Source organism: Algihabitans albus (genome assembly GCF_003572205.1).
GTDB lineage: Bacteria > Pseudomonadota > Alphaproteobacteria > Kiloniellales > DSM-21159 > Algihabitans > Algihabitans albus.
In genome coordinates, this window is record NZ_QXNY01000005.1 from 178,399 (window position 1) to 202,704 (window position 24,306).

21 protein-coding genes are annotated in these 24,306 nt (G+C 63.2%); 1 reads left to right on the forward strand and 20 read right to left on the reverse strand.

Features of this window, described 5'->3' with window-relative positions:
- The first annotated feature begins 1 nt into the window (after position 1).
- Positions 2-1,147, forward strand: a complete 1,146-nt coding sequence (locus DBZ32_RS14875) for an acyltransferase family protein (RefSeq protein ID WP_119167975.1) — start codon at positions 2-4, stop codon at positions 1,145-1,147.
- Between the two features lie 146 nt (positions 1,148-1,293).
- Here the strand turns inward: DBZ32_RS14875 and DBZ32_RS14880 are convergent, their stop codons facing one another.
- The 20 genes from DBZ32_RS14880 to DBZ32_RS14975 all read right to left on the reverse strand — a co-directional run bounded on the left by DBZ32_RS14880 (position 1,294) and on the right by DBZ32_RS14975 (position 24,248).
- Positions 1,294-2,094, reverse strand: coding sequence for a MinD/ParA family protein (locus tag DBZ32_RS14880; protein WP_119167976.1), 801 nt, complete (start codon positions 2,092-2,094; stop codon positions 1,294-1,296).
- Positions 2,091-3,089, reverse strand: coding sequence for a flagellar biosynthesis protein FlhF (locus DBZ32_RS14885; protein ID WP_119167977.1), 999 nt, complete (start codon positions 3,087-3,089; stop codon positions 2,091-2,093). The genes DBZ32_RS14880 and DBZ32_RS14885 overlap by 4 nt, the downstream gene beginning before the upstream one ends.
- Before the next feature lie 36 nt (positions 3,090-3,125).
- On the reverse strand, positions 3,126-5,252 hold the full coding sequence (gene flhA, locus DBZ32_RS14890) for a flagellar biosynthesis protein FlhA (protein WP_119167978.1): 2,127 nt from the start codon (positions 5,250-5,252) through the stop codon (positions 3,126-3,128).
- A 29-nt stretch (positions 5,253-5,281) separates the two neighbouring features.
- On the reverse strand, positions 5,282-6,706 hold the full coding sequence (locus DBZ32_RS14895; RefSeq protein WP_119167979.1) for a sigma-54 interaction domain-containing protein: 1,425 nt from the start codon (positions 6,704-6,706) through the stop codon (positions 5,282-5,284).
- A gap of 63 nt (positions 6,707-6,769) precedes the next feature.
- Positions 6,770-7,642: a motility protein A gene (locus DBZ32_RS14900; protein ID WP_119167980.1), complete on the reverse strand. Its 873-nt coding sequence runs from the start codon at positions 7,640-7,642 to the stop codon at positions 6,770-6,772.
- Between the two features lie 43 nt (positions 7,643-7,685).
- Positions 7,686-8,039 (reverse strand): flagellar motor switch protein FliN, encoded by a 354-nt coding sequence (gene fliN, locus DBZ32_RS14905; RefSeq protein WP_119167981.1) that lies wholly within the window; start codon positions 8,037-8,039, stop codon positions 7,686-7,688.
- Between the two features lie 3 nt (positions 8,040-8,042).
- Positions 8,043-8,807: a FliH/SctL family protein gene (locus DBZ32_RS14910; protein ID WP_119167982.1), complete on the reverse strand. Its 765-nt coding sequence runs from the start codon at positions 8,805-8,807 to the stop codon at positions 8,043-8,045.
- Positions 8,808-8,831: 24 nt separating this feature from the next.
- Entirely contained in the window at positions 8,832-9,869 is a 1,038-nt protein-coding gene (gene fliG / locus DBZ32_RS14915) for a flagellar motor switch protein FliG (protein ID WP_119167983.1), read from the reverse strand.
- A 6-nt stretch (positions 9,870-9,875) separates the two neighbouring features.
- Positions 9,876-11,645: a flagellar basal-body MS-ring/collar protein FliF gene (gene fliF / locus DBZ32_RS14920; RefSeq protein ID WP_119168380.1), complete on the reverse strand. Its 1,770-nt coding sequence runs from the start codon at positions 11,643-11,645 to the stop codon at positions 9,876-9,878.
- Between the two features lie 249 nt (positions 11,646-11,894).
- Entirely contained in the window at positions 11,895-12,227 is a 333-nt protein-coding gene (gene sciP / locus DBZ32_RS14925; protein ID WP_119167984.1) for a CtrA inhibitor SciP, read from the reverse strand.
- Positions 12,228-12,525: 298 nt separating this feature from the next.
- Positions 12,526-13,803: a flagellar hook protein FlgE gene (flgE, locus tag DBZ32_RS14930; protein ID WP_119167985.1), complete on the reverse strand. Its 1,278-nt coding sequence runs from the start codon at positions 13,801-13,803 to the stop codon at positions 12,526-12,528.
- Positions 13,804-13,847: 44 nt separating this feature from the next.
- The gene (locus DBZ32_RS14935) at positions 13,848-14,555 is read right to left on the reverse strand and encodes a flagellar hook assembly protein FlgD (RefSeq protein WP_162906771.1); all 708 of its coding nucleotides are present in this window, start codon (positions 14,553-14,555) and stop codon (positions 13,848-13,850) included.
- 9 nt (positions 14,556-14,564) lie between these two features.
- The gene (locus DBZ32_RS14940) at positions 14,565-16,046 is read right to left on the reverse strand and encodes a flagellar hook-length control protein FliK (RefSeq protein ID WP_119167987.1); all 1,482 of its coding nucleotides are present in this window, start codon (positions 16,044-16,046) and stop codon (positions 14,565-14,567) included.
- A 54-nt stretch (positions 16,047-16,100) separates the two neighbouring features.
- Positions 16,101-16,508 (reverse strand): flagellar export chaperone FliS, encoded by a 408-nt coding sequence (gene fliS, locus DBZ32_RS14945; protein ID WP_119167988.1) that lies wholly within the window; start codon positions 16,506-16,508, stop codon positions 16,101-16,103.
- Positions 16,509-16,597: 89 nt separating this feature from the next.
- Complete coding sequence (locus DBZ32_RS14950) at positions 16,598-17,758, reverse strand: flagellin N-terminal helical domain-containing protein (protein ID WP_119167989.1); 1,161 nt, start codon at positions 17,756-17,758, stop codon at positions 16,598-16,600.
- A gap of 600 nt (positions 17,759-18,358) precedes the next feature.
- A complete protein-coding gene (gene fliS, locus DBZ32_RS14955) occupies positions 18,359-18,838 on the reverse strand; it encodes a flagellar export chaperone FliS (RefSeq protein ID WP_119167990.1) in 480 nt (159 codons plus the stop codon).
- Positions 18,839-18,886: 48 nt separating this feature from the next.
- Positions 18,887-21,310 carry a flagellar filament capping protein FliD gene (gene fliD, locus DBZ32_RS14960; protein ID WP_119167991.1) on the reverse strand — a complete coding sequence of 808 codons (2,424 nt, stop codon included), beginning with the start codon at positions 21,308-21,310 and terminating at the stop codon, positions 18,887-18,889.
- 7 nt (positions 21,311-21,317) lie between these two features.
- Positions 21,318-21,665 (reverse strand): flagellar protein FlaG, encoded by a 348-nt coding sequence (locus DBZ32_RS14965; protein ID WP_119167992.1) that lies wholly within the window; start codon positions 21,663-21,665, stop codon positions 21,318-21,320.
- Between the two features lie 233 nt (positions 21,666-21,898).
- On the reverse strand, positions 21,899-23,071 hold the full coding sequence (locus tag DBZ32_RS14970) for a flagellin N-terminal helical domain-containing protein (protein ID WP_119167993.1): 1,173 nt from the start codon (positions 23,069-23,071) through the stop codon (positions 21,899-21,901).
- A 274-nt stretch (positions 23,072-23,345) separates the two neighbouring features.
- Entirely contained in the window at positions 23,346-24,248 is a 903-nt protein-coding gene (locus tag DBZ32_RS14975) for a class I SAM-dependent methyltransferase (RefSeq protein WP_119167994.1), read from the reverse strand.
- Between the last annotated feature and the right edge of the window lie 58 nt (positions 24,249-24,306).

Here is a 24,306-nt window from a genome sequence, read left to right on the forward strand (position 1 = left end):
CATGCCTGCGGATCAGCGCAAGTACTTCCTGGATTGGCTGCGCGTTGCAGCCTTCGCACTTCTGATTGTGTACCACATCGGCATGCTCTATGTGCCGTGGGATTTTCATGTGAAGAGCGCCTGCATCCTGGAGTGGCTGGCTTGGCCGATGGTCGCGCTCAATCCCTGGCGTCTCGCTCTCCTGTTTTTCATATCTGGCGTCGCCTGCAGACATCTTCTCGACCGTGAAGGGCCGGGCGCTTTCTTACGAGGCCGCATCACGCGCCTCTTGCCGATTCTGCTCTTGGGGGTGCTGGTGCTCGTCCCGCCACAGAGCTACCTGGAACTGCGTCAGGATAACGCCATTCCTCCTGGTTTCCTGAGTTTCTGGTTAGGGCACTATCTGGTTGCGGATCAGTCTTTCGGTATCATTCTGCCAACCTGGAATCATCTTTGGTTCGTCGCCTATCTCCTGGTCTATGCAGCGTTACTCGCCGGCCTGGCAGCGGCGCTGCCGCGCGGGATCGAACGCCTCGCCGGGTGGGTCGAGCGGCAGGACCCTTTGGTTCCGCTCCTGGCGGTCGGGCTTTGGTTCGCGGCCGCCAATGTGCTGGCACTCCTGTTCAGACCCGATACCCATGCTCTGGTGGACGATTGGGCAGCCCATCTGCGTTGGCTCGGCTTGTTCCTGGCCGGCATTCTGCTGGCTAAATCGGGCGTCTGGAACTACCTGGAGGCGCGACGTCGGCCTCTGGCGCGAGCCGCAGTCCTCTGCATGGCTGGATTTCTAGCGCTCCGCTATGGCTTGCGTGCGGGACTGGTGCCTGACGTCTGGAGGCTGCCCCTCTACGGCACTGCGGCGGCGATCTTCGGTTGGACGATGATTCTCGCCCTCTGCGGTCTGACAAAAGCTTGGTTCGATCGACCTTCGCCACTGTTGCGTTATCTGACTCGGGCGATCCTGCCGTTCTATGCCTTGCACCAGACTGTCTTGATTCTGCTCGCCGTCGCTCTCTTCGCTTGCCAACTTCCGGTGCTGGCCGAGATGCCGCTTCTTTTCATCCTGACGCTTGCGGCAAGCTGGGTGCTTTACGAACTCGCAATCCGGAAGAACCGGCTGTTCGGACCTCTGTTCGGCCTCGGACAGCGGGCGCAGGCCCAACGCTAGCGACGGCGAAGGAAAAAGTGGCAGCGACGGCGGTTCCGAAGACCTCGCCGGTCGCCGGCAAGTCATCCCTTTTTTCGTTAGGCGAATTCGATCTCGAAACTTTGCCAAAATAATGTTGTAAATGATAGGAAAATGCTACCTATGCGCTATGGCTTTACAAGCTGGCGGGCGATTGCCTCGATGTCCTGAGCGGCGGGCGTATTGGGGTGGCGCACCAGAAGTGCAGCCTGGTGTCTAATCGCTTCGCGTACGTAGGGATCGCGCCGTACAATGCCGGCCAGGGGCGGAGAGATCTTGAGGAAGTTTTCACAAGCCTTGCGCAATGTGGCGTAGGTTCTTTCGCCTTCCGCCCTGTCGCCGGCCATATTGACGACTACGCGCAAGTCGGCACCCGTATTGCTCATCGTCAGTAGCTTGATGAAGGCATAGGCATCCGTCATAGCCGTGGGCTCGTCGCTCGTAATCACGAGACAGGTCTTGGCGCGCGACGCCAGGAAGCGGACGGTCCGGTCCACTCCGGCGCCGAGATCCAGCAAGACGCGATCGTAGCGCTCGGAGAGCTGGCTGAGGTCGGCCGTCAGTCGGCCAAGCCGCGGCGGCTCCAGTGCGGCGAGATTGCCGGACCCCGAGCGCCCGGCAATCACCGAGAATCCGCAGCTCTCCACAGTCTGTGCGGCCGTCTCCAGGGCGTAGCGCCCTTGCAGGACACCGCCGAGGTCGTATTCCGGGACCAGTCCGAGCTGGACATCCACGTTGGCCAGGCCGAGATCGCCGTCGAACAGCAGTGCGCGCTGCCCGAGCTGGGCGAAGGCGGTCGCGAGACCGATCGAAAGCCAGGTCTTGCCGACGCCGCCTTTACCGGAGGCGACAGCGATCATGTTCGCCACCGGTCCCGTCTGGACGACCGTCGACGCGCTGGGGGTGACTCGGGAAGTGGCGGAGGTCATTGGAAGGTTCCAGTCGCGGGCAGAAAGTCGTCGTCGGTCGCCGCCTGACGGCTCCAATGCGGAGCCAGCAGCTTGGCGAGACCGCGCGGCGACAAGGGGCTGAGGCCGGAGCCGAGGCTGGGCGATACGCCGCCGGCCATGATCGAGAGTTGCGCGGCTTGAGCCGCCGCCAGAATGCCGCCAAAGCGCCGGGCGGCATCGAGACGCGTGGGCACGAAGAGGCGCGCCCCGACCTCGGCGAAGGCCAGAGCGCTCTCCGCGGCCTCCAGCGCGTCGCCGCCGGCTGGCTGGACCAAGAGGCCCAGGGCATCGGCCGCCTGCACGACGCCGGCCAGCGCGCTGAGCTCATCGGCGACGAAGGGATTCGCCCCCATGGTATCGATCACGATCAGCCGGTCGCTCGGGATCTTCGCGACGACCCCGGACAGATGCGACGCGGTCTCGGCGAAGGAGAGGGGGACACCCAAGGCCCCCGCGAAGGCGGTCACCTGCTCGCGGGCTCCGGCGCTCACCGTGTCCATCGAAATCAGGTGCGCTGCCTGCCCGGCCAGCCGGGCTTGGGCGCAGAGCTTTGCGGCGGTCGCCGTCTTGCCGGCGCCCGGCGGTCCCATCATCAACAGCGGAGCGGGCTTCGCCTGGCCAGCCTTGCGAAAGCGCAGGGGAGCGAAGTCGAACACGCTGACCAGGGCGGTGACCAGCATCTCTTCCTGGTCGCTTGCTCCGGCGTGAACCGCGGCGTTCAGAAGGCGGTCGGCGAGGCCGTTGGGAACGCGATGCGCCTCCAGCAGCTCGGCCAGTTCGGTCACCCATTCGGCCGCCGTCCGGCGGGCCTGCTGCTCGAGCTCCGGCGAGAACTCGTCGTCGAGCGCCGCCGTCACTTTAACGGCTCCGTCGATCTCCTGAGTTGAGAGAATGACGGCGTCGTCGCCCAGGCGTTCGCGTACGAGAGCCATGGTCTCGGGCAGCGTCTTGGAAGTGAAGGTTTTCAGTCGCATCAGGCGGCTGGGTCCTTTGCGGGCCGATTGGGAGCGTTAGACTTGGCCAACGGTCTTCAACTTGGCCTTGGGATGGATCTCGTTCTGACTCAAAACCATGGTCTGCGGTCGGAAGCGTTCGACGATCGAGCGGACGTAGGGGCGTACGCTCGGGCTCGTCAGCAAGGCCGGACTCTCACCCAGCATCGATTGCCGCTCGAAGGTCTGGCGCACGTTGGAGATGAACTCCTGCAACTTGGAAGGTGGCATCGCCAGGTGCTTCTCCTCACCGTCGCCCACCAGGGCTTCCGCGAAGGCTTGCTCCCAGTTCGGCGAAAGCGTCACCAACGGGAGCAACCCGTCCTGCGTGGCTGCGGCATTGGAGATCTGACGTGCCAGGCGGGCGCGAACATGCTCGGTGATGTTCAGCACGTTACGCGTATAGCCGCAGGCCTCCTGAATGCCTTCCAGGATGGTCGGCAGATCACGGATCGAGATACGCTCGCCGAGCAGGTTCTGCAGGACACGCTGCACGCCGCCGACGGAGATGGTATTCGGAATCAGGTCTTCGACCAGCTTCTTCTGATCGCCTTCCAGCTCGTCCAGCAGCTTCTGTGTCTCTGCATAGGACAGCAGTTCGGCCATGTTGTCCTTCACCACCTCGGTCAGGTGGGTCGTGATCACTGTGTTGGGGTCGACCACTGTGTAGCCGCGGAACAGCGCTTCCTCGCGGGCCGACTCTTCGACCCACATGGCCGGCAGTCCAAAGGTCGGCTCGACGGTTTCCTCGCCGGGCAGGGAGATCTGGTCGCCGCGCGGATCCATGATCATCAGATGTCCGGGCCGCAGCTCGCCGTCGCCGGCCTCGATCTCCTTGATGCGGATCACGTAACTGTTCGGGGTCAGTTGCAGATTGTCCTGAATGCGCACCGACGGCAGGACGAAGCCCGCCTCCTGTGCAAGCTGCCGGCGCAGCGCCTTGATCTGATCCGTCAGCCGACGGCCGCCCTCGGCGCTCAGCAGGCTCAGCAGGCCATAGCCCAGCTCCAGTCGGACCTGATCGATCTGCAGTGCCTGGGCGATCGGCTCCTCCGCCGAGGGTTCCGGAGGCGCGGCCGCCGCTTCGGCGTCGACCCTTTGCTGTTCCTCGCTCGAGTTGCGCTTGTAAAGCATCCAAGCAGCGCCGCCGCCGAGCGCGGCGAGCGATGCGAAGGGAAAGAAGGGAACACCCGGCAGCAAGGCCAAGGCCAGCATCAGGACGGCCGCGAGGCCGAGGGCCTTGGGGTAGCCACCGAGTTGACCGAACAGCGCTTCATCCGCCGAACCGATCGCCGAGGCCTTTGATACCAGCAGACCGGCGCCCGTGGAGACGATGAGAGCCGGGATCTGCGAAACCAGACCATCGCCGACCGTCAAGACGGTGTAGTTCTCGGCGGCCTCGCCGAAGGAAAGATCCATCTGGGCGACGCCGATGACGATGCCGCCGATGACGTTGATGAAGGTGATGAGCAAGCCGGCGATGGCGTCGCCGCGCACGAACTTCGAGGCGCCGTCCATGGCGCCGTAGAAGTTGCTTTCGTCCTCCAGCTCCTTGCGCCGACGTCGGGCTTCGCCCTCGTCGATCAGGCCGGCGGACAGATCGGCGTCGATCGCCATCTGCTTACCAGGCATGGCGTCCAGGCTGAAGCGGGCGGAGACCTCGGCGATACGTCCCGAACCCTTCGTGATCACCATGAAGTTCACGATGATCAGGATCGCAAAAACGATGATGCCGATAACGAAGTTGCCGCCCATCACGAAGTTGCCGAAGGCTTCGATCACCTCACCGGCGGCGTCGGTGCCCTCGTGGCCGTCACTCAGGATGAGGCGCGTCGAGGCGAGGTTCAGCGCCAGCCGCAGCATCGTGGCGATCAGCAGAACCGTGGGGAAGGAACTGAAGTCGAGCGCGCGGTTGATGAAGAGCACGACCATCAGCACCAGCACCGAGAAGGTCATGGAGATCGCAAGCGAGATGTCGAGCAGCCAGGACGGCATGGGCAGGATGAGCACCACGAGGATGCACACCACGCCCAACGCCAGGGCGACGTCGCCATGTTTGAGAGCTTCCGTAAAGCCGCCCGCAATGCGGCCGCCCGCCTTGCTGTTCAGCAGGCCGCGGCCGCCCGACTCGCTCGTATCCGCCATTGTCGCCTTTCCGCGCTATCGGGACCGGGTTAGCTGGCCGTACGAGCTTCGCTCTCGCCCGGCATCGGCACGGTGATGCCGTCCTGGGTATAGAGCTTCAGCTTGTTACGCAGGGTGCGGATCGAGATGCCGAGGATGTTGGCCGCATGGGTGCGGTTGCCCAGGCAGTGTTCCAAGGTATCGATGATCAGATCACGCTCGACCTCGGCGACGGTCTTGCCGACCAGACGACCCAGTTGAAGGCCGGTGGCGTCGTCCAGTTCCGAGTCGTTCGCAACGGGCAAGGGAGTGGGAGAGCCGGTCACGATCGAGGCGGTGGAAGCGGCCTTCACCGCGGGACTCTCCGGTGCCAGCTTGCCTCCGGTCAGAACGATCGATGCGGGTGTGATCCGGCCGTCGCGCGCCAGCAGGACGGCGCGATGCATGGTGTTCTCCAGCTCGCGGACGTTGCCGCGCCAGTAGTGGCTGGCCAGGACGTCGCGGGCCTCGGGCGTGAACAGCGGCTTCGGTACGTCGTTCGCTTTGCTGTACTTGCGTACGAAATGGTCGGCCAAAACCTGGATGTCCTGGGGCCGTGTGCGAAGGGCCGGCATCTCGATCGCGACGACGTTGAGGCGGAAGTAGAGGTCCTCGCGGAAGGCGCCGCTCCGGACCTCGTCCTCCAGATCGCGGTTGGAGGTGGCGAGCAGGCGAATGTCGACCTTGATCGGATGCGTACCGCCGACGCGATCGATCTCCCGTTCCTGAACCGCGCGGAGCAGCTTGGCCTGAAGCCGCGGATGCATCTCGCTGATTTCATCCAGCAGGAGCGTACCGCCGTCGGCCTCTTCGAACTTGCCGATGCGCCGGGCGAGGGCGCCTGTAAAGGCGCCCTTCTCATGCCCGAACAATTCGGACTCCAACAGATTTTCGGGAATGGCTGCGCAGTTGACCGACACGAAGGTCTTGGCGGCGCGCTTCGACTTGGTGTGGATGTAGCGCGCCATCACCTCCTTGCCGGTTCCCGACTCTCCGGTGATCAGCACGCTGGCCTGGCTACCGGCGACCTGTTCCGCGAGACTCAGGACTTCAGCCATCTTCGGATCGGCGTAGATGAAGGCCGTGGTCTCTTCGGCGACCGCCGCCAGAACAGCGGCGATCAGCTCCGCGTCCGGGGGAAGGGGAACATACTCTTTCGCTCCCGCGCGAATGGCGGCGGCGGCTTTTTCCGGATCGGCGCGGACACCGCACGCGATCACGGGAATTGCGATCCGCTCCTGCGCCAAGGCCTTGACCATATCGCCGACGTCCAAGCTGACGTCGATCATCAAAAGATCGGCGCCACGACCCGCACGCAGCGAGTCCATAGCCTGATCGATGTCGTCCACATGCGCGACTTTTGCGCCGCGTTCGAGCGCGATCTTGCCGGCGCTGGCAATGTGGCCGTCCAGGCTGCCCACGATCAAAAGACGCATTGTCCCAATACTCCTCTAAGAACCGGCGCTCAGTGTCGGGCCGGTCTCCGTCTCGCTTATGGTTTAGTCGAAATGCTTCACTTGCTCGCCTGGCGGCAGGATGGTGTTGAACGTGAGTTCCAGCCTGCGCGGGTTCTCTTGCCGGCCGATCGAGGCCGCGCCGATGGCATAGATCTGCTTGACCATGGCCTCGGCGCCGGAGTTGCGGTCCAGCTTGTTGGCCAGCGGCAGAAACACCATGTTAGCCAGGATCGCGCCGTAGAAGGTGGTCAGAAGTGCGACCGCCATGGCAGGACCGATGGCACTCGGATCGTCCAGGTTGCCCAGCATCTGCACCAGGCCGACCAGTGTGCCGATCAAGCCCATGGCCGGCGCGACCTCGCCCGCGCGGCGCAGTACGCCCGCCGAGCGCAGATGGCGCTGGCTGGTGGCGTCCACCTCCCGGGACAGAATGCGCTCGACTTCGTCGCCCGGCGTACCGTCGACCACAAGAGAGACGGCTTTGTGCAGAAAGCGGTCGTAGTGCAGGACGTCGAGTTGGTCCTGGAGACCCAGGGGACCCTTCGCCCTTGCCTGTTCGGCCAGGGACAGCATCCGCAGAGCCGCGTCGCGCGGATGCTGAACGTGATAGAGTATCGCTCGCAGCATGACCGATTGAGCGCGGATCACATCGCCGAAGGTGTAGCTGATCGTGGTCACCAGGAAGGTTCCGCCGAAGACGATCAACATGGCCGGCAAGTCAATGAAGGCGCCCGGGGAGCCGCCCAGGATCATGGCCGTCGCGATCAGGGCGAAAGCGCCGATCGCGCCGAGAATCGTCGCGAAATCCAAGCGTGCCTTCGTCGTGCCCCGCACGACGACCCGCGATCGGGCCGGGCGCGTGCCGCCGACCGCCACTTTGGGCGCAGGGCTCTGGGTCGCTTCTAGGTTTGCCATGGGCTCCGACGTCCTTCGCTGAGACTTGTCGGTCCGCAGCCGATCAGCTGCGATCCATCTTGATGATCTCGGTCATGGTGACCCCCAACCGGTCTTCGACCACCACGACTTCGCCGCGTGCGACCAAGCGGTTGTTGACGTAGATGTCGATCGCTTCGCCGACCTTGCGGTCGAGCTCCACGACGGCACCGCGGCCAAGCTTCAGGAGCTGGCTGACCTGCATGGTCGACTTGCCCAGCACGGCCGAGACCTGAACCGGAATGTCGTAAACCGCTTCAAGCTCGCGGGCATTCGTCGGTGGTTTCTCCGCCGGGGCCGGCAAATCGCCGTCTTCCTGCTCCGCGGGGACGGGCTGGTCATCCAAATCGGACAGTTCGAGAGACTCATCGTCGGCCATGTCTTAGCCCTCCAGGTTTTCGTCCGGCGACACAGCGGTATCGTCGGATGCGTGAGATGATGCCGGGTCATTGCCCAGCGCACGGTCGAGGATCTCGGTAATTGCGGTGGCCGTTCCGGTTGCGTCGCGTTCCGCACCGCCATCGGCCCATTCGACCCGCAGGTCGCCGTGCGGCAACTCCGGTTCGCTCAGCAAGACGAACTTGCCTTCGAACCCACTTTTTCGCGCCAAGTCGCTGAGCCGTTCGTCCAACGCGTCGTAGAGACTATCGGCGACACGAACGACGACACGCGGTTCGTCGCTCAGTCGTGCCAGGCAGTTGCCCAGCAGGGCTTCGATCTCGGTCAGTCCGTGTCGCTGAGCCCAGACAGGGTAGAGCTTGGCGAGGGCGGAGCGAAGGACTGTCAGAGCGAGCGATTCGGCCTCGACGGTCGCCTCGGCCTTTTGATCGATCAGCGTCTGTAGGCGGTGTTCGATCAGTGTTAGTGCGCTCGCGACCTCTTGAGCGCCGGCATCCCGCGCCTCCTCCTGTCCTTTCGCGCGACCCTCCTCGAAGCCGCTCTTTCGGCCGGCGGCCTCTCCCTCAGCCAGACCGGCCTGATAGCCCTCGGCACGGGCCTCCTCGACGGCAGCTTCCTTGAGTGCGGCGGCAGCGGCGGTATCGATCGACGGTCCCGACGTCGACTCGGGCGCGGCTCGTCGCGCCGAGGCAGAAGCACTGCCGGCGTCGAAGCTCGTGTCGAAGAGAAACCGCTCGACCACTGCCATGGCTTTCGTTCCCGGCGCGCTCGTCTAGTAGACGAGTTCGTCGTCGCCTTTGCTGTCTGCGATCACGATGTCGCCGCGTGCGGCCATGTCCTTGGCAAGCTGCACCATGTAGATCTGCGCTTCGTCGACATCGCGCAAACGCACCGGGCCCATGGCCTGCATGTCTTCCTTCATGATCTTCGCCGCGCGCTCGGACATGTTGGAAAAGAAGAGATCGCGCAAGCTCTCCGAGGATCCCTTGAGCGCACGAGTCAGCTTGTCCTTGTCGGCCTCGCGCAGCAGTGTCTGGATACCGCCTCCGTCCAGCTTTCCCAGATCCTCGAAGGTGAACATCAGGGCGCGGATGCGTTCGGCCGCATCGCGGTTGCGTTCTTCCAAAGAGGTCAGGAAGCGGGACTCGGTGTTGCGGTCGAGACAGTTGAAGATTTCGGCCATCAGCTCATGACTGTCGCGCCGATTGGTGCGCGCCAGGTTGCTCATGAACTCGTTACGCAAGGTGCGTTCGACATCTTCGAGAACCTCGCGCTGTACGGCCTCCATGCGCAGCATGCGCATGACGACCTCGAGAGCGAAGGGTTCGGGAAGCAACGCCAGTACGCGTGCCGCGTGCTCGGCCTTGATCTTCGACAGAACCACGGCGACGGTTTGCGGGTACTCGTTCTTCAGGTAGTTGGCGAGCACGTTCTCATGAACGTTGCCCAGCTTGTCCCACATGGTCCGGCCTGCCGGACCACGGATCTCCTCCATGATGTTGTCGACGCGATCCTTGTCGAGCACCTTTAGGAGAAGACGCTCGGTCGAATCGAAGTTGCCGACGAGCGAACCGGTCGAGGAGATTTGATCGGCGAACTCGACGAAGAGACGTTCAACCACCGGTGCCGAAACGGTCCCCAGGCTGGCCATGATGCCCGAGAGCTCTTTGATCTCTTCGTCGTCGAGCATCGAAAAGATTCGGGCGGCGTTCTCCTCGCCGATGGCCATCATCAGCAGAGCGGCCTTCTCCGGCCCCCCAAGAGTACGGTAGTCGTCGCGTGCGCGTAGCGAAGTGCCGGGAGCTGCCATGTTCTATCAGGCCTCCTGATAGAGCCAGGTGCGAATGATCGCGACGGCTTCCTCGGGGTGTTTCTCGACGATTTCGCCGATCTTGCGAACCGACGAGGCGCGTACGCGGCCGTCGACACGGTTTATGTCGATCAGCTGCTCGAGTTCGGCGCCGTTCTCGTCTGCATCGGGCATCGACAGCCCGGTCTCGCGAGCGACCGCAACGTTACCGCCGGCCCCGCTGCCACCCGCGCCGCTGAGCATGGAGCGGGCCTGGCCGTCGCCGGCCAGCATCATGCCGCCGCCCGAACCGGCGCCCGCGAGCGCGGGCAAGTTGCCACCTTGTCCCGCCAGCTCTCCGGCGAGGATACCGCCGGCGTCGCCGGCCATTGCCGGACCGCGCTCGAGCAGGCGGCCGACCATCGGCTTGACTACAAGCAGAAGAACCAGGACGGCAACGACCCCCAGCACGATCAGCTCCGCCACGCGCAGCAAGTCCTGCTGGTCGATGCCGAGGAAGCTGTCGGCCATCGTCCCGCCGAGTTCGTTGGGAACCATATCCGCGAAGGGCAGGTTCGCGATCTCGACCGTATCGCCGCGATTGGCGTCGTAGCCGACGGCCGAGCGGGCGAGGGCGCTCAACTGCTCCAGTTTTTCGGGACTGTAAGGCTCGAAGGTGACTTCGCCTTCGGGGCCGACCACAGATTGACCATTGACCAGGACCGCGACCGAAAGGCGCCGGATCTGTCCGGTCTCCCGCACATGAGTCTTAACGACCCGGCTGATCTCGTAGTTGACCGTCTCTTCCGTTCGCTGGCTCTGGCTGTTCGCGGTGCCCAGCGCGCCCGGATTCTGCAGTCCGGCGTCGGGGAGATTGTTGCCGACGGTCACGGCTGCGTCGCCGGGCTCCGTATCCTGCGACGACTCCTCGATGGTCTGAGTCGAGCGGACGACCTGGCTATCGGGATCGTAGATCTCGCTGTTCTCGGTCACTCGGTCGAAATCGAGTTCGACCGAGACCTCGGCGCGAACGTTGCCGGGCCCGACTGAACGCTCAAGCAAGGACTCTACCGCGTTGGCGAGGCGGTTTTCGATGTTGATCCGCATCTCCTCGGCTGTCGTCGCCAGCTGATCGTCACCGTCTCCGTCGCTGCGTCGCGCCAGAAGGTTGCCTTCGTCATCGACGATCGAAACCGCGCCGGACGTCATCTGAGGAACGGCCGATGAAACGAGTTGCTGTATGGCGCGGATCTGCTGCGCCGAAAGACCGCGGTTTCCGGATAGACTGACGACGATGGAGGCCGACGGCTGGCGTCGCTCGCGGCTGAAGATCTCCCGCTCGGGCAGGACGAGGTGGACTCGCGCGCTATTGACGCTCGAGATCGACGAAATCGAGCGGGCCAGTTCGCCTTCCATCGCTCGCTTATGGCGAAGATTCTGTTCGAAGCTGGTGGTTCCGAAGCCCTCAGCGCCGTCAAACAGCTCGTAGCCGATCGATCCTCCGGTTCCCAAGCCCTGCTCGGCCATCGAGAGACGAAGCCGGGCGACCTGATCTTCCGGGACCAGCACGCGGCTGCCGTCCCGCGACAGTTGATAGTCCACCCCCATCGATTCCAGGGTGTTGACGATCTGGGCGCTATCGGCTTGTTCGAGTTCGCCATAGAGAAGCGCCATCTCCGACTGAGATAGACGGCCTGTGAAATACACAAAAAAGGCGAGAATCGCGGCTGCGACGCCAGCCATGATGGCAAGGCGGGCCGGACCCAGACTTCGCATGGTTTCTAAGAAGGCGTTCACGGGCGTCACCGTCCTGGTCGCTCTATGGTCGAGCCGGTCGGGTGCACCATCTTCCTGCTTAGCAGGCAGCCCGCGTCCCAGCCGATGACGCAACGCTAGAAGCTGGCAGGTTTATGCGTCGTTAATGCCGGGGGAAAAACTTGCCTATCCGAAGATCAAAGCGGGCAAATTTTACCGGAGCCGATCTTCGGCTCAATTCGGATTCGCCGAGCGGATGTGCCGTCTTCCGATCTTGCCGTCTCGCTGACCCTACTCCGCGGCCTGGAAACTGAAGTCGTCGGGGCCGCCGCCGTCATCGCCTTCTTCGGGCTGGCGGTAGTCTTGGAGACGCGTGGTCCGCAGACCACGAACGCCATGGCGCTCGATCAAACGCTGCCAGGATATGAATTCCTCAACCGAAAGTTTGTAGCGCTCGCAAGCTTCCTCCAGACTCAGAAGGCCTGCCCGAACGCCCGCAACGACTTCCGCTTTGCGACGGATCACCCAGCGTTTCGTATTCGGAGACGGAAGGTCGTTGAGCGTCATCGGCTGCCCGTTAGGGCCGATGGCAACACCCGGCCTACCTGGACGGTCGTTCGACATACTGTGACAATCCTCGCGCTCGCAACGTCTCTTGAGGTCTGGTCAGCCTACGCTTGGCGCTTTAAAAAAGACCTAAGTCAAATAGTTAAGCTAAATGCCCTTTGTTCTCTTTTTCCGGGAAGAGGCGGCTGTCAGCTAGCGCTGCAACCAAGGCATTTATCCCTTTGGAGAAACCACAACCGGCCCGATCGGGGAGCTGAGCGCGTCCGCGACCGGGCCGGCGGGGACCCCGGGTCAAGCCCGGAAGACCGCGGCGACGGCAGTCTTGCCGCCGCCGCCAAACAGGGCGGTTTCAGATTTAGCGACGGATCCGGATCAGCTCCTCCAGCATCTCGTCGGCCGTGGTAATGACCTTCGTGCCGGCCGAGTAGGCCCGTTGGGTGATGATCATGTCGGTAAACTCGTTGGCGAGGTCGACCGTCGAGGACTCCAGGGCGCTGGCGGCGACCCGGCCGGCTCCGCCGGAGTTGGCCGTTGCCAGGACCAGTTCGCCGGAACGGTCGGTCTGCTGGTAGGCGTTGCCGTCGCGTGCCTCCATACCGTTGACGTTCGCGAACATGGCGATCGGCAACTGATAGATTTCCTGGCGGTCGCCGTTGTCGAACAGAGCGGTCACCACCCCGTCTTCACTGATCGCCACACCGCTGAACTCACCGAAGCGGACGCCGTCCTGATCGATGTTTCGCAGGAAGAAGTCGCCGCCGAACTGCACGATGCCGTTGTTTTGGCCCGCCGTGCCGCCGTCAATGGCGATGTTCGAGTTGTCGGCGCCGCTGACGAAGCCGGTAATGGCGATGTTCGGCAGGGTGATCGTCGCCGGCGAGCCGTTGCCTGCGAAGGTGATGTTGCCGACGTAAGCGGTCAGCGCGGTCATGCCGGCGGCCGTGAGGCTGTCGGTCGTGGTGCCGGACTGAAGCATCCCGGTGATCGAGACGTCCCAGTCGTTCGCCACGGTCTTTTCGAACTCAAGCGTCAGATCATGGGCGTTGCCCAGGGAATCGTAAATCTGGACCGTGACGTCGTGCGTGTCGCCCGCAACTGCGTTCGACGGCAGGTTCATGTCGAGTTCGATGTTCTGTGTAGCTCTGGCGGCACCCGACAGGTTGCCGATATTGACCGTCTCCACGCTTGAGAGCACCGAGGTGTTGCCGATTGGAGTGCCGTTCGCGTCCAGCGGCCAGCCTTGCAGGTAGTAACCGGCGGCATTCCTCAGGTTGCCCTCGGCGTCCGGGCGGAAGTTGCCTGCGCGGGTGAAAAGGACTTCGTTGCCGGGGCCGGGATTTGCGGCCTCGTTCACGACGAAGAAACCTCTGCCTGCGATCGCCAGGTCCGTCGTATTGGCGGACCCCTGCAGCAGGCCCTGTCGATCGACGTTCGACATCGGCATCGAGCGTACGCCACCCGGCGTGAACTGACTGCGGGTTGCGCTCTCGGTGACCAGTGTGGCGAAGGCTGCACTCGTGCCCTTGTAGCCGACCGTGTTCACGTTAGAGATGTTGTCAGAGATCATGCCGAGGGCGTTCGACTGGGCTGAAAGAGCCGAGACTCCCGAAAACATGGCGCCGTAGATGCTCATTTGCTGGAGCTCCTTGTGATCGTCCTGTTGATCCTTCTTTCGGATCAGTTGGCGGTTTCAGTCGAGCCTTCTTCAGGCTGCTGGCGAATGGCGATGACGTCTTCCAGCGGAATGTCGATGCCGCCGATATCCAGGAATGTCCTGCCGTTGTTCGTGCTGACGGCCTGGACCACGGCTTCCGTCCGACCGGCCGTTCCGATCGGTTCGTCGTTGCTGCCGACCGCTTCCACTTCGATGGCGTAGATGCCCGGTGGAACTGCGATGCCGTTCTCGTCGCGGCCATCCCAGTTGAGTTCATGGGCACCGGCGGCCGTCTTGCCGATCAGTTCGCGCACCACCTCGCCGGAATCGTCGAAAATCTTGATGGTGGTTTCGGAGGCGTCGCGGGCCAGGCCGTAGCTCATGACCGACATGTCGTCCGGACCGCCGTCCCCAACGACCACGAACTCGCCGAACATCTCCACTTCCTTGCCGATGAAACCGACGGCCTGGGCCGTGGTGTTGAAGCTGTTTTGCGCGAGCAGCTCTTCCAGCTTCTCGTTCTGGGCAATGCCCTGCTCCACGTTGGTGAAGTGCACCAGCTGCTCGGTGAACTGAGTAGAGTCCATTGGCGACAGAGGGTCCTGATACTGCAGCTGCGTGGTCAGCAAGGTCAGGAAGTCGTCAAAAGTCTCGCCGAGGGAGTCCTTGCTGGCGGCTGCATCGCCGCCGCCGGTTCCCGGCACTCCCAGGGCATTCGAAATTTCGTTCATCATCCGCTCCTAGATCCGGAGGTCGACACGGCCGTCGGAGGTCGTGCGCGTCTGCAGCGTTTGATCCGTCTGCGACGGCACCTCGCTCATCTGCTGTGCCGGGTTCGCCGCAGCATCGTCACGTCCGGAGCCCTGCGTGCCGTCACCGGCTCCATCATCCGCAAAGCTCTGCCCCTGACCGCCCGTCTGCATCTCGAAGCTCAGGTTGGTTTGCCCGGGCTTGAAGCCAGCGTCCTGAAGCGCGCGCTCCAGGCTGCGTGCATCACGCTGCAGCAAGTCGAAAGTTTCCGGTCGTTCGACCGAGACGACTGCGCGGACACCGCCATCCGTCTGGAATTCCAGCTTTACGTCGACCCGCCCCAGTTCAGCGGGATTCAGCTTGATCTGAATGCGATCCTCACCGGCGGCGGCGGCTTTCTGGATCCTTACGGACACCTGGTCCACAGCAGGCTGCGGAACACGTGCGGCGTTGGGCACCGGTTTCGCGGCGTTCGGCGTCTCCGTTTTCACGGCCGCACCGGTTCCGGCGCTTCCGGGGAGGGCCTCAGCGCCGGCGGACGCGCTCGACAGCGCGTTGATCTGGCCGGCACCGCCAGCGGCGGGTGCGCCAGTACGGGTATTCGTTTGGGTTCGCTCTGCGACCTGCGCGACCAGCGGCAGGCTCTGTACCTGCTGAGCCTGGTTCGCCTGACCCGGCTGCGTCGGGAGAGCGTTCGCCGCGCTGGGCGACTGGTGGCCTGGTGCCTGGGTTGTCTGCCCCTTCTCGGCAGTCTTACCTTGAGCCATTGCCTCCAGGCCCGCCATCGTCGTGTTGCCCTGTCCGGGTGCAGCCTGCTCTTTGCCGTGAGCAGAGGCGCGTGCCATCTGGGCGAAGTCGGGACGCTGGCTCGCTTGCTCCGACTCTGTCTTCGCCCCGGCACCTTCGACTTTGGCCTGACCTTGGGTCGCCGCCTGAGAGGTGGCCGGAGAGTTCGCCTCGCTCTGGGCCGCGATCGCCGCTTGAGACGCGCCGGCAGCCAGAGCTGTCCGCGGTCGAGAGTCGACAGCTGCCGCTTCGACCGAGGCTTTTGCGGCCTGGGAGTCACGCCCGGCCTGCGCAGAGTCACGGCTGGGTGCGGTCTCGCTGCCCGTCGGCCTGGCTGCTTCCGCCCTTTGCGGATCCGCCTTGTTCGCGGAACGGCCGACGTCCTGTCTCGCTTCGGCTACCTGCAGAGGCGCGGCTTGCGGTTCGGGCGTCTCGGGTCTCGATGCAGTGCTCGAAGTGTCATACTCCTCGGACCTCGGTCTGTCGTCTCGTGACGCTTCGCGCGGTTCCGGTTCGGTCGCAGCGACATCTTCCTTTTCGTCGCGACTCACCAGCATCGAGAGGAAATCGCTTTCTCCCGTGCCGAAGGCCAGCATCTTGGACGCGGTGTTCTTGGCAACGGCGGCAACGCCATGGGCACTATCCGCCGACCGACCGGGGTTGGGAGTGACAGCCTGAGTCTGCATGATGTCTTGCGATCCGAGCAAAGTGTCTTCGAGAGAGAAGTTTGGCGTAAGGCGTTAGGAGGCGACCGCAATCGGCTCTGCCGCATCCTGAACGTGGGTCATACGATCGAGTTCGACCCAGGAGTCTCGCAGCGGCGTCAGTAGCCCGATCGCTTCGTCGGCGATCGTCGGATCGTTCTCGAAGTTGATCCGATGCAGTCGCTGCAGGATAAAGCCGTAGATGCTGCCGAGATTCTCGGCGACCTTGCCGCCACGATCATTGTCGAGGCAGAGATAAAGAGCGCCGACCAGCTCATGCGCCGTGGATACGGCGTTGCAGCGGCTCTCGATATCGCTCCAGGCAATGGCCTGTTTGGCATCTTGTAGCGCGGCGATCGCCTCGTCATAGAGCGTTGCAACCATGCGGTTGGGGCTCATCTCGAGAAGATCGTTCGTGCGGATCCAGGTGGCGAGCTTTGCCATCTTTCAAGTCCTCCGTTTTTCGCCCCGCGCCGGGGTGGCGGAACCCTTTTCCGCCACCCGGCCGGGCGCAGGGGTGTCTAGACCTGCGGTTACTGGAACAGCCGCAAGAGGTTCTGCGGCATCTGGTTGGCCTGAGCCAGCATGGACACGCCGGACTGGACCAGGATCTGCTTCGAGGTGAAGCGCGTCATTTCCGCCGCGATGTCGAGGTCCATGAGCGCCGAGCGCGAGGCTTCGGTGTTTTCCATGGTCGTCGCGATGTTCGCCGAGGCGAACTCCAGGCGGTTCTGAGCCGCGCCGAGCTGGGCTCGGGCGATGGCCAGATTGTCGATCGCCGTGTTGACCGCGCCGATCGCCGTATCGGCGTTCGCCTTGGTATCGACGCTCGAGGTATCCAGGCCAACGGCCAGAGCTTGTGCCTTGGCCGAGACGAGCTGGATCGTGACATCGTCCGGTGTGTCCGTCCCCGTCCCGATCTTGAACTCGAGATCCAGTGTATTCGACGTGCCGCCGGTGACGGTGAAGGTGCCGCCGGCGGTGATGTCCGTCGTGTCGTCGAACAGCGAGTTCAGGGTGATGCTGATGCCCGCACCGTTGATGATCACTTGCTGGAAGCTGCCCGCGTTCGGTGCGGAGATGCCTCCATCCGAGGTGTAGGACACGCCGGTGCTGTCGTTGGTGACGGTGAACTGGTCGGCCGTGGCATCGTAGGTGATCGACACCGCGTTACCGGAGGTAAAGGCGCCGGTGTCGTTACTGAACGTAATTTGCTCGAAGCCGTCGGCGACTTCGATGGCCGTGCCAATCGTGCCGGCGCCGAAGGTGTTGCTGCCTGCCAGCAGCTTCGTGCCGTTGAACTCGGTGTCGTCCGCGATGCGATCGACTTCCGCGCGCAGCGATGTGTACTCCTGGTTCAGCATGCCGCGCTCGGTGTCCGAGAGCTGACCGGACGAGGCCTGAACGGCCAGCGTCTTCATGCGGACCAGGATGTCGTCGACGCGCGCCATGGCGCCGTCGGCGATCTGAAGCATTGAGATGGCCTGACCGGCGTTGACCGACGCCTGGCGCAAGGCACTGACCTCGGCGCGTAGCCGGGAGCCGATGGCAAGCGACGCGGCGTCGTCCTTGGCGGACAGCACGCGTGTGCCGGCCGACAACTTCGCCAGAGAGCTTGTCGCCTCCGCATCCGATTGCTGCAGGTGGCGATGCGCCACGTTCGCAGCAAAGTTGGAAATTACGTTTAGGGCCATGATTGGGGTCTCCGTACTTTCTTGCTCGCGTGGACTTGAACTCTGGCTCGGCCTCTGACCGGTGAAGGAGCCTTGGGGCTCCGGCGTTCGCGGTAAGATCGGCCTAGCTTCGTTCCTCCTTGGCTCAGCCCCGCAGGGGTGCGGGCGCTTACATGTTTCGCCGGCCGAGGAGCGCAGATGCACGCGAGCCTTGCCGGCACCCCTTATCAGCAAAGCTCGTGCCAGTTTGCGGAATTCCGCTTATAGCATTGAAAAACATGGGATTTTTTTGCAAGCAGCGCGGCCGAACTGGCTTTGGCGGTAGGTCATGCCGTACTGCAAGAGCGTTCCTGCTCGGTCATTTCTGCCGGTTGCGTTACGCAGATCCTGCCTAGAGCGCCTTCCGCGTCGGCAAAGCCTTACAGGCTGACGGGGGCGGAGGCTCAGTCCCAAGGAAAGGCTTGGCGTTCCGCGTGGGATGGGTATTCGGAGGCGCGACCGCGACCTCTTTCCGGTGCGACTGTCGAGGAGGTCTTCCAAAGCAAACGCGCCCCGCAGATCACCTCTGCAGGGCGCGTCGTTCGGCGATGACTGGGGGATTTGCGGTGCGAAAACGGCCGGTTAAGCCGAGAAGTTGAGACCCGCGGGGATCGGTGCTGCCGGCGTTTCCGGCCGTGCGAGCGCTGCGCTTTTCGGTGGAGCTGGCAGGGGCCGCGCCGGTGCGGCTGTCGCACCGTCCCGCGCAAGAGTCCGCCAGGAGTCGCGCAGCGGCTCCAGCAAACCGATCATGTCGCGCGGAATGTTCGCGTCGTTCAGCCTATCGACGTCGGCGAGGCGGCGCAGGACAAAGCTGTACAGACTGGTGAGCTGCTCGGCGATTTCGCCGCCCTGATCGCGGTCGAGCGTCACGTCGAGGTGATGGATGATCTCCATCGCCTTGGTGTTGGCGTTGTGCCGCGCCTCGATCCGCCCTTCCTCGATCGCGCGTTCTGTTTCGCGCATCAAGTGGATCGCGCGTTCGAACAGCATGGCGACCAACTCCGCCGGCGATGCGGTCATCAGCGCTTGGGTCTGGTAGTTCCGAGCGAGAGCGTAGCTCATGGCACGTCCTGACCTCTTTGTTGATGGGGAAGGGAGGGCATCGAAACGCTAGTTATCGCTGTTGCCGGCGTTGGTGATTTCGCGGATCTGGTCGAGTATGGAATTCATCCGGGCCAGGCTCTGTTCCATGACGATGAAGCGCTCCAGCAGCCGTTCGCGTTGGTAGTCCAAGCGTACGATCATCTCGTCGACACGCGTCTCCGCCGCGCGGTTCTGTTCGTTCAGCGTATCGACCTCGGCCTCAAGAGACCCACTCTGGCTGTCGAGCAGTTGTTCCAGCTCGAAGAACATCTTCGCGCCGACGCCGATGGTGAAGTTGACATCGATATTGCTGGCGTCGCCCGCGCCGTTGTAGAGCAGCCGAAGTCCTTCGGCGCCGTTCTGGTCGGTTACCGTGATGATGCGGCCGGAGGTCGTTGCCGTCCCATCGTCACTGCCGTCGCCCGCACCGCCGACGTTGGCCGAACCGACAAGGTAATCCTCGGTCGTGAGGGCGAGTGCGCCCACCAGATCGCCGGTATCGTTGTTGACGACCAGAGGATCCTGGTTCGAGGTGATCGAGATCTGCCTGCCGCCGCCGTCCCCGTCGACGACGCGGGCCGAGACACCGGCGATACCCGCCGCATTGATGGCGTCGGCCAGACTATCCAACGAGTCCGTCGTCACATCGTAGGCGATGGCCGTCCCGTTGATATCGAAGCTGCCGGAGGTCGTCGCGCCGACGGAATCCGTGCCGTCGTTCAGGGTTGCGGTATCGCTGTTCGCCTCGCCCGACAACTCGCTCGCCGAGCCGTAATTCCCGATGTTCACCGTATAGCCGCCGGCGTCGTAGGTCGTGGCGCCGGTAAAGCTGAGCAGCTGAACCCGCGGGTCGGAGCTGGAGAAGTCGAATGCGAAGAGGCGTTCGATGTCGTCGATGTTATTGAGCAACGCCTCGTCGAGTTCGGTCTCGTCGATATTGAGGGTGTCCCGCAGCAGCGGATCGGCAACGGCGTCGTTGTTGACGAAGTCGATGCCGATCTGCGCCAGCACGGTGAAGGTGCTGGAGGTGCCTTCCGCTCCGTTGCCCAGCACGCCGGTCAGTGCTTGCTCGATCGCACCCAAGGTCGGGTTGCGGAAGAGGGCGCCGGTTTCCTCAGTCGCCTCACCCGTATCCGGGTTCGAGAGCTGTTGCTGGTTCATGAAGATCTTCAGCTCGTTATAAGCCGTCGCGAACCCAGATACCGCTGTCTTGACCGCATTCAGGTCGCGTTCGACTTCCACCCTGATCGTGGTGCCGGGCTCGGAGCCGAAGAGGGTCAGGGTGACGCCGCCGAAGAGGTCGGAAATGGTGTTGCTGTCGCGCTCGATCAGCTGCTTGTTGGTCAGCCCAAGGTCTTCGATGGCGCTCCCCGTATCTCCGGAGAGGTTGATCGTCTGCCCGCCGTCGCCGGTGATCTCCAGGCGGGTCGCGCCGCCGGTCGTGACCACACTGGCGCTCACCCCGGCAATCGCGTTGATCGAGTTGGCCAGGTCTGTGACGCTGTCCGTGCCGCTGTAGTTGACGGTCCCAAGCAGCGTGTCGCTGGCGTCGCGGATCTCGAAACTGAAGGGACCCGCGTCCACGCCGAAGGTCGAGAGGGCAGCGCCGGCGGTCAAACGCTGCGAGTGCCACTTGTCCTGATCGAGCAGTCCGTTGGCATAGAATTGGGCCGTACGCGGCGACTGAAGTTCGTTCAGAAGCGTGGTTCCGCCATCGTTCGAGACCCCCAACTCCGACAGCACTCCGCCGGTTTCGTTGTCCAGTGCGATGTTGGTGCCCGTCTTCTCCGCCGTCAGAACGAGAATATGCTCGCTGTCGTTCACGGAGACGACAGAGGCCCGCACGCCGGTCGCATCCGCGCCGGCGTTGGCGGCGTTGATCCGATCGCGCACGGCCAGCAGGGAATCGGTGGCGTCCACCGTGATGGTCGTGCCGTTGATGTCGAAGGTTCCCGCGATCGAGCCGGCCGCGCCACCGCTTGCCGTGCCCAGATCGGCCGTGGTGCTGGTAAAGGTGAGGCTCCCGATCCGCTGCGCCCGCGCAATCTGGTCGATTTCGATTTCGTTGGTGCCGGTCTCGGCCGCATTGGTGACGGCGACGCCGATCAGGTTCGCGGCGTTGGAGGCATTTCCGCCATCCAGGCGGGAAGTAGAGGCGAAGGTGGATTTGTTTTCGAAGATGTTGCCGCTGTTTCCCAGCGTCTGACGGCCGTAGAGATCGTCGAGCGAGGTCCGCAGGTTGTTCATCAACGTCCGCAGATCGGCCAGCGCTGTGAGCTTCTCGCTGCCGCTCTCGATCTGGGCTTCGAGCCGGTCCACGGGAATCCGGCGAGCCTGCATGATGCCCTCGACGGCGGACTCGAAATCGATTCCCGATCCGAGACCCGAGAAACGGACGCGTCCGTTTCCGTCGACGACGAGACTGTTGGATGAGGCGCTGACGTCTGACATGGCTGGTTCAGACCTTGATATCGATGATTCGATCGAGCAGCTCGCGCAACTGGGCGGCGCTTTCGAGCAGCTCCTCCGGCGGCAACTCTTGCTTGACCTCTCCCGTTTCGGGATCGATGAGGCTGGCGATCACACGATTGGTGCCTTCCTCGATGTCGAGCGTCACCTTGAGCTTTTGCGGTCTCTTGCCCAGCGGCTCTTCGGCGACGTCCTGCGTCTTCGAGACGGCCTGCTCGAACAGGCGCTCCACCGGCTCGACGCGCTGCCGGGCGTCCGAGTTGCCGGACGCGTCGGCCCCGATTGCCGCAGGTCGAGCGGCAGGCTGGGGCGAGGGGACTAGCGATGTGACTTCCATGGCTCTATCGGGTCGACCGTCGTCGGGCCTGTCTGCCCTGGCGGCGGTCGGCGCCACCTATGCTGTGCTTCGCAAAAAAAGGCTCCTGATGGAGACTGTCAGGAAAACAAAAGCAAGATCGGTGCCAAAAAACTGCTGTTAGAGCGGCGAAGCGTGAAAAGCTGAGAAAGAAGACGACACGGGAGAAAAAGGTGGGGAGGGGGCGAACCCCCTCCCCGGCCGAAGGAACTGGATCAGCCCAGCAGACGCAGCAGGTTCTGCGGCATCTGGTTGGCCTGGGCCAGCATCGACACACCGGACTGCATCAGGATCTGCTTGGAGGTGAAGTTCGTCATCTCCGCAGCAACGTCCAAGTCCATCAGTGCCGAACGGGCCGCCTCGGTGTTCTCCATCGAGGTCGCGATGTTCGCCGAAGCGAACTCCAGCCGGTTCTGGCTGGCACCCAACTGCGCGCGGTTTTCCGCCAAGGTGTCGATCGCGGTATCGATCAGACCGATAGCGGTTTCGGCGTTCAGGTTGGTGTCGATGGTCGAGGTCTCCAGGCCGGCCGACAGAGCCGAAGCCTTGGCGGAGTCGAGCGCGACGGTGATCTCGTCCTCGCTCGAAACCGTGCCCGTGCCGATCCGGAAGTCGAGCGACAGGGTGTCGGAGGTACCACCGGTCACGGAGAAGCCACTCGCCGCAGTGGCGGTGATGCCGGCCGTATCGTTGAACAACGAGTTCAGGGTGATGGTGATACCGGCACCGTTGATGTTCACATCCCGGAAGCTACCGGCACTCGGGGCGGCGACACCCGCATCCGAGGTGTAGGAAACGCCGGTGCTGGTGTTCGTGACGGTGAACTGGTCGGCCGTGGCGTCGTAACCAATCTGCACCGTGTTACCGGACGCGAAGGCGCCGGTATCGTTGGTGAAGGAGATCTGCTCGAAGCCGTCGGCGGCTTCGATGGCCGTGCCGGCGCCGGTTGTAGCAAAGCTGTTATCACCGGCCAGCAGCTTGGTGCCGTTGAACTCCGTATCGTCGGCGATACGATCGACTTCCGAACGAAGCGCCGTGTACTCCTGGTTCAGCAGACCGCGCTCGGTGTTGGAAAGCTGACCGGAACTGGACTGAACCGCCAGAGTCTTCATGCGGACCAGGATGTCGTTGGTACGAGCCATCGCACCGTCGGCAATCTGAAGCATGGAGACCGCCTGACCGGCGTTGACGCCGGCCTGCTTGAGGCTCTCAACCTCGGAATTCAAACGAGAACCGATGGCCAGGGCCGCGGCGTCGTCCTTGGCGGCAAGCACACGCGAACCGGCCGACAGCTTGGCCACCGAGTTCGACGCTTCCGAACTGGCTTGCGACAGGTGACGGTGGGCCACGTTGGCGGCGAAGTTCGAGATAACGTTAAGGGTACTCATAGTGTCTCGTCTCCTACTTGGATGCTTGACCCCGACTTCCTGTCAGGGCGGGACACCTGTCCCAGTCTGCGGACGACTGCGCGTCCGGCATAACCATCAGCAAGGGGCGTGCCAACTCGGCAAAAACCGCCGATCCCGCGGCAGAACTTGCCTTGCCGATAGACTGACTTTGCCGACTGGGCAGTTTCGACCCGGTTAACGCGGCAAGATTTTCCCGATTGCGCAGTTCTTGCCGGGCAGGTCTTGCCGGGTCGCCTCGCGCGTTAACCCCACGCTAACCATCTTGCGGCGGTCGGATCCTGATCAGGCGCGATCCGAAGATGCTGCAGAGGAACATCTTCTTCCAGGCTTCGGTCTCCGGCAGGAACGCGATGTCGGGGACTTCGCGGTTGGCCAGATCGTCGGGATCTTCGTTCAGCAGGAGGGGCGGTAGCGCATGAGGAATCGCGAAGTCCTGCCGTACTTCCTGCAACCCGTAGGCCTTCATCTTGGTGCCGTAAGCCAGGGGATTTTCCCGCACGCTATGGGGAACGCGGTCGGGTTCGTCCGGATGGGTCAGGAGCGCTTCGATCTCGCAGTCGCGGCCGAGGACCGAGAAGTTCTCCCTGAAGAAGCGCAGGGTGAAGGCGTTCAGGGTGAAGAGGTCGAACAGGGAGTTGGAGTGGGTCGCCACCAGAATACCACCCGGCTTCAGAAGGCGTGCGGCCTCGCGATAGAAAACGGCGTCCAGTCCGCCGTGAAGGTAGGCCAGCACGTTCAGGGCGAGCAGGCAGTCGAAACTCGCATCCGGAAAGCGCGAAAGGCTCTCCACGCTACCGACCCTGGCAGACGCGGCAGGACTGGCGCTCAGTCGCGCTGCCGCGACCGAAATCATGCTTGCATCGCTATCGATCGCGACGACTTCGCCGCCGGCTTCAACTACCCTTTCGCTCAACGGACCGTCTCCACAGCCGAAATCCAGCACTCTGCGGGAGAGATCGCACGGGTCGAGCAGGCGCTCGACCATCGCCAGGCGGTTCCGGTGATAGGGGCTATTCAGCTCGCTGCGATAAGACTCGGCTGCCTGCGCCCAGTAGGCTGTGTCTCTGATCGTGGACGGCGTTCCAGTTGGAGCGCCCGATGCGGACTGACCGCGTAAACGGGCTCGAGCCTTAAGATTTAAAGGTTTGGAAAGCATATTTGTTTAGCTCTTCGGACGAGTTCGCTGCTGCGACGTTAAAGTTGTTCGTACGATA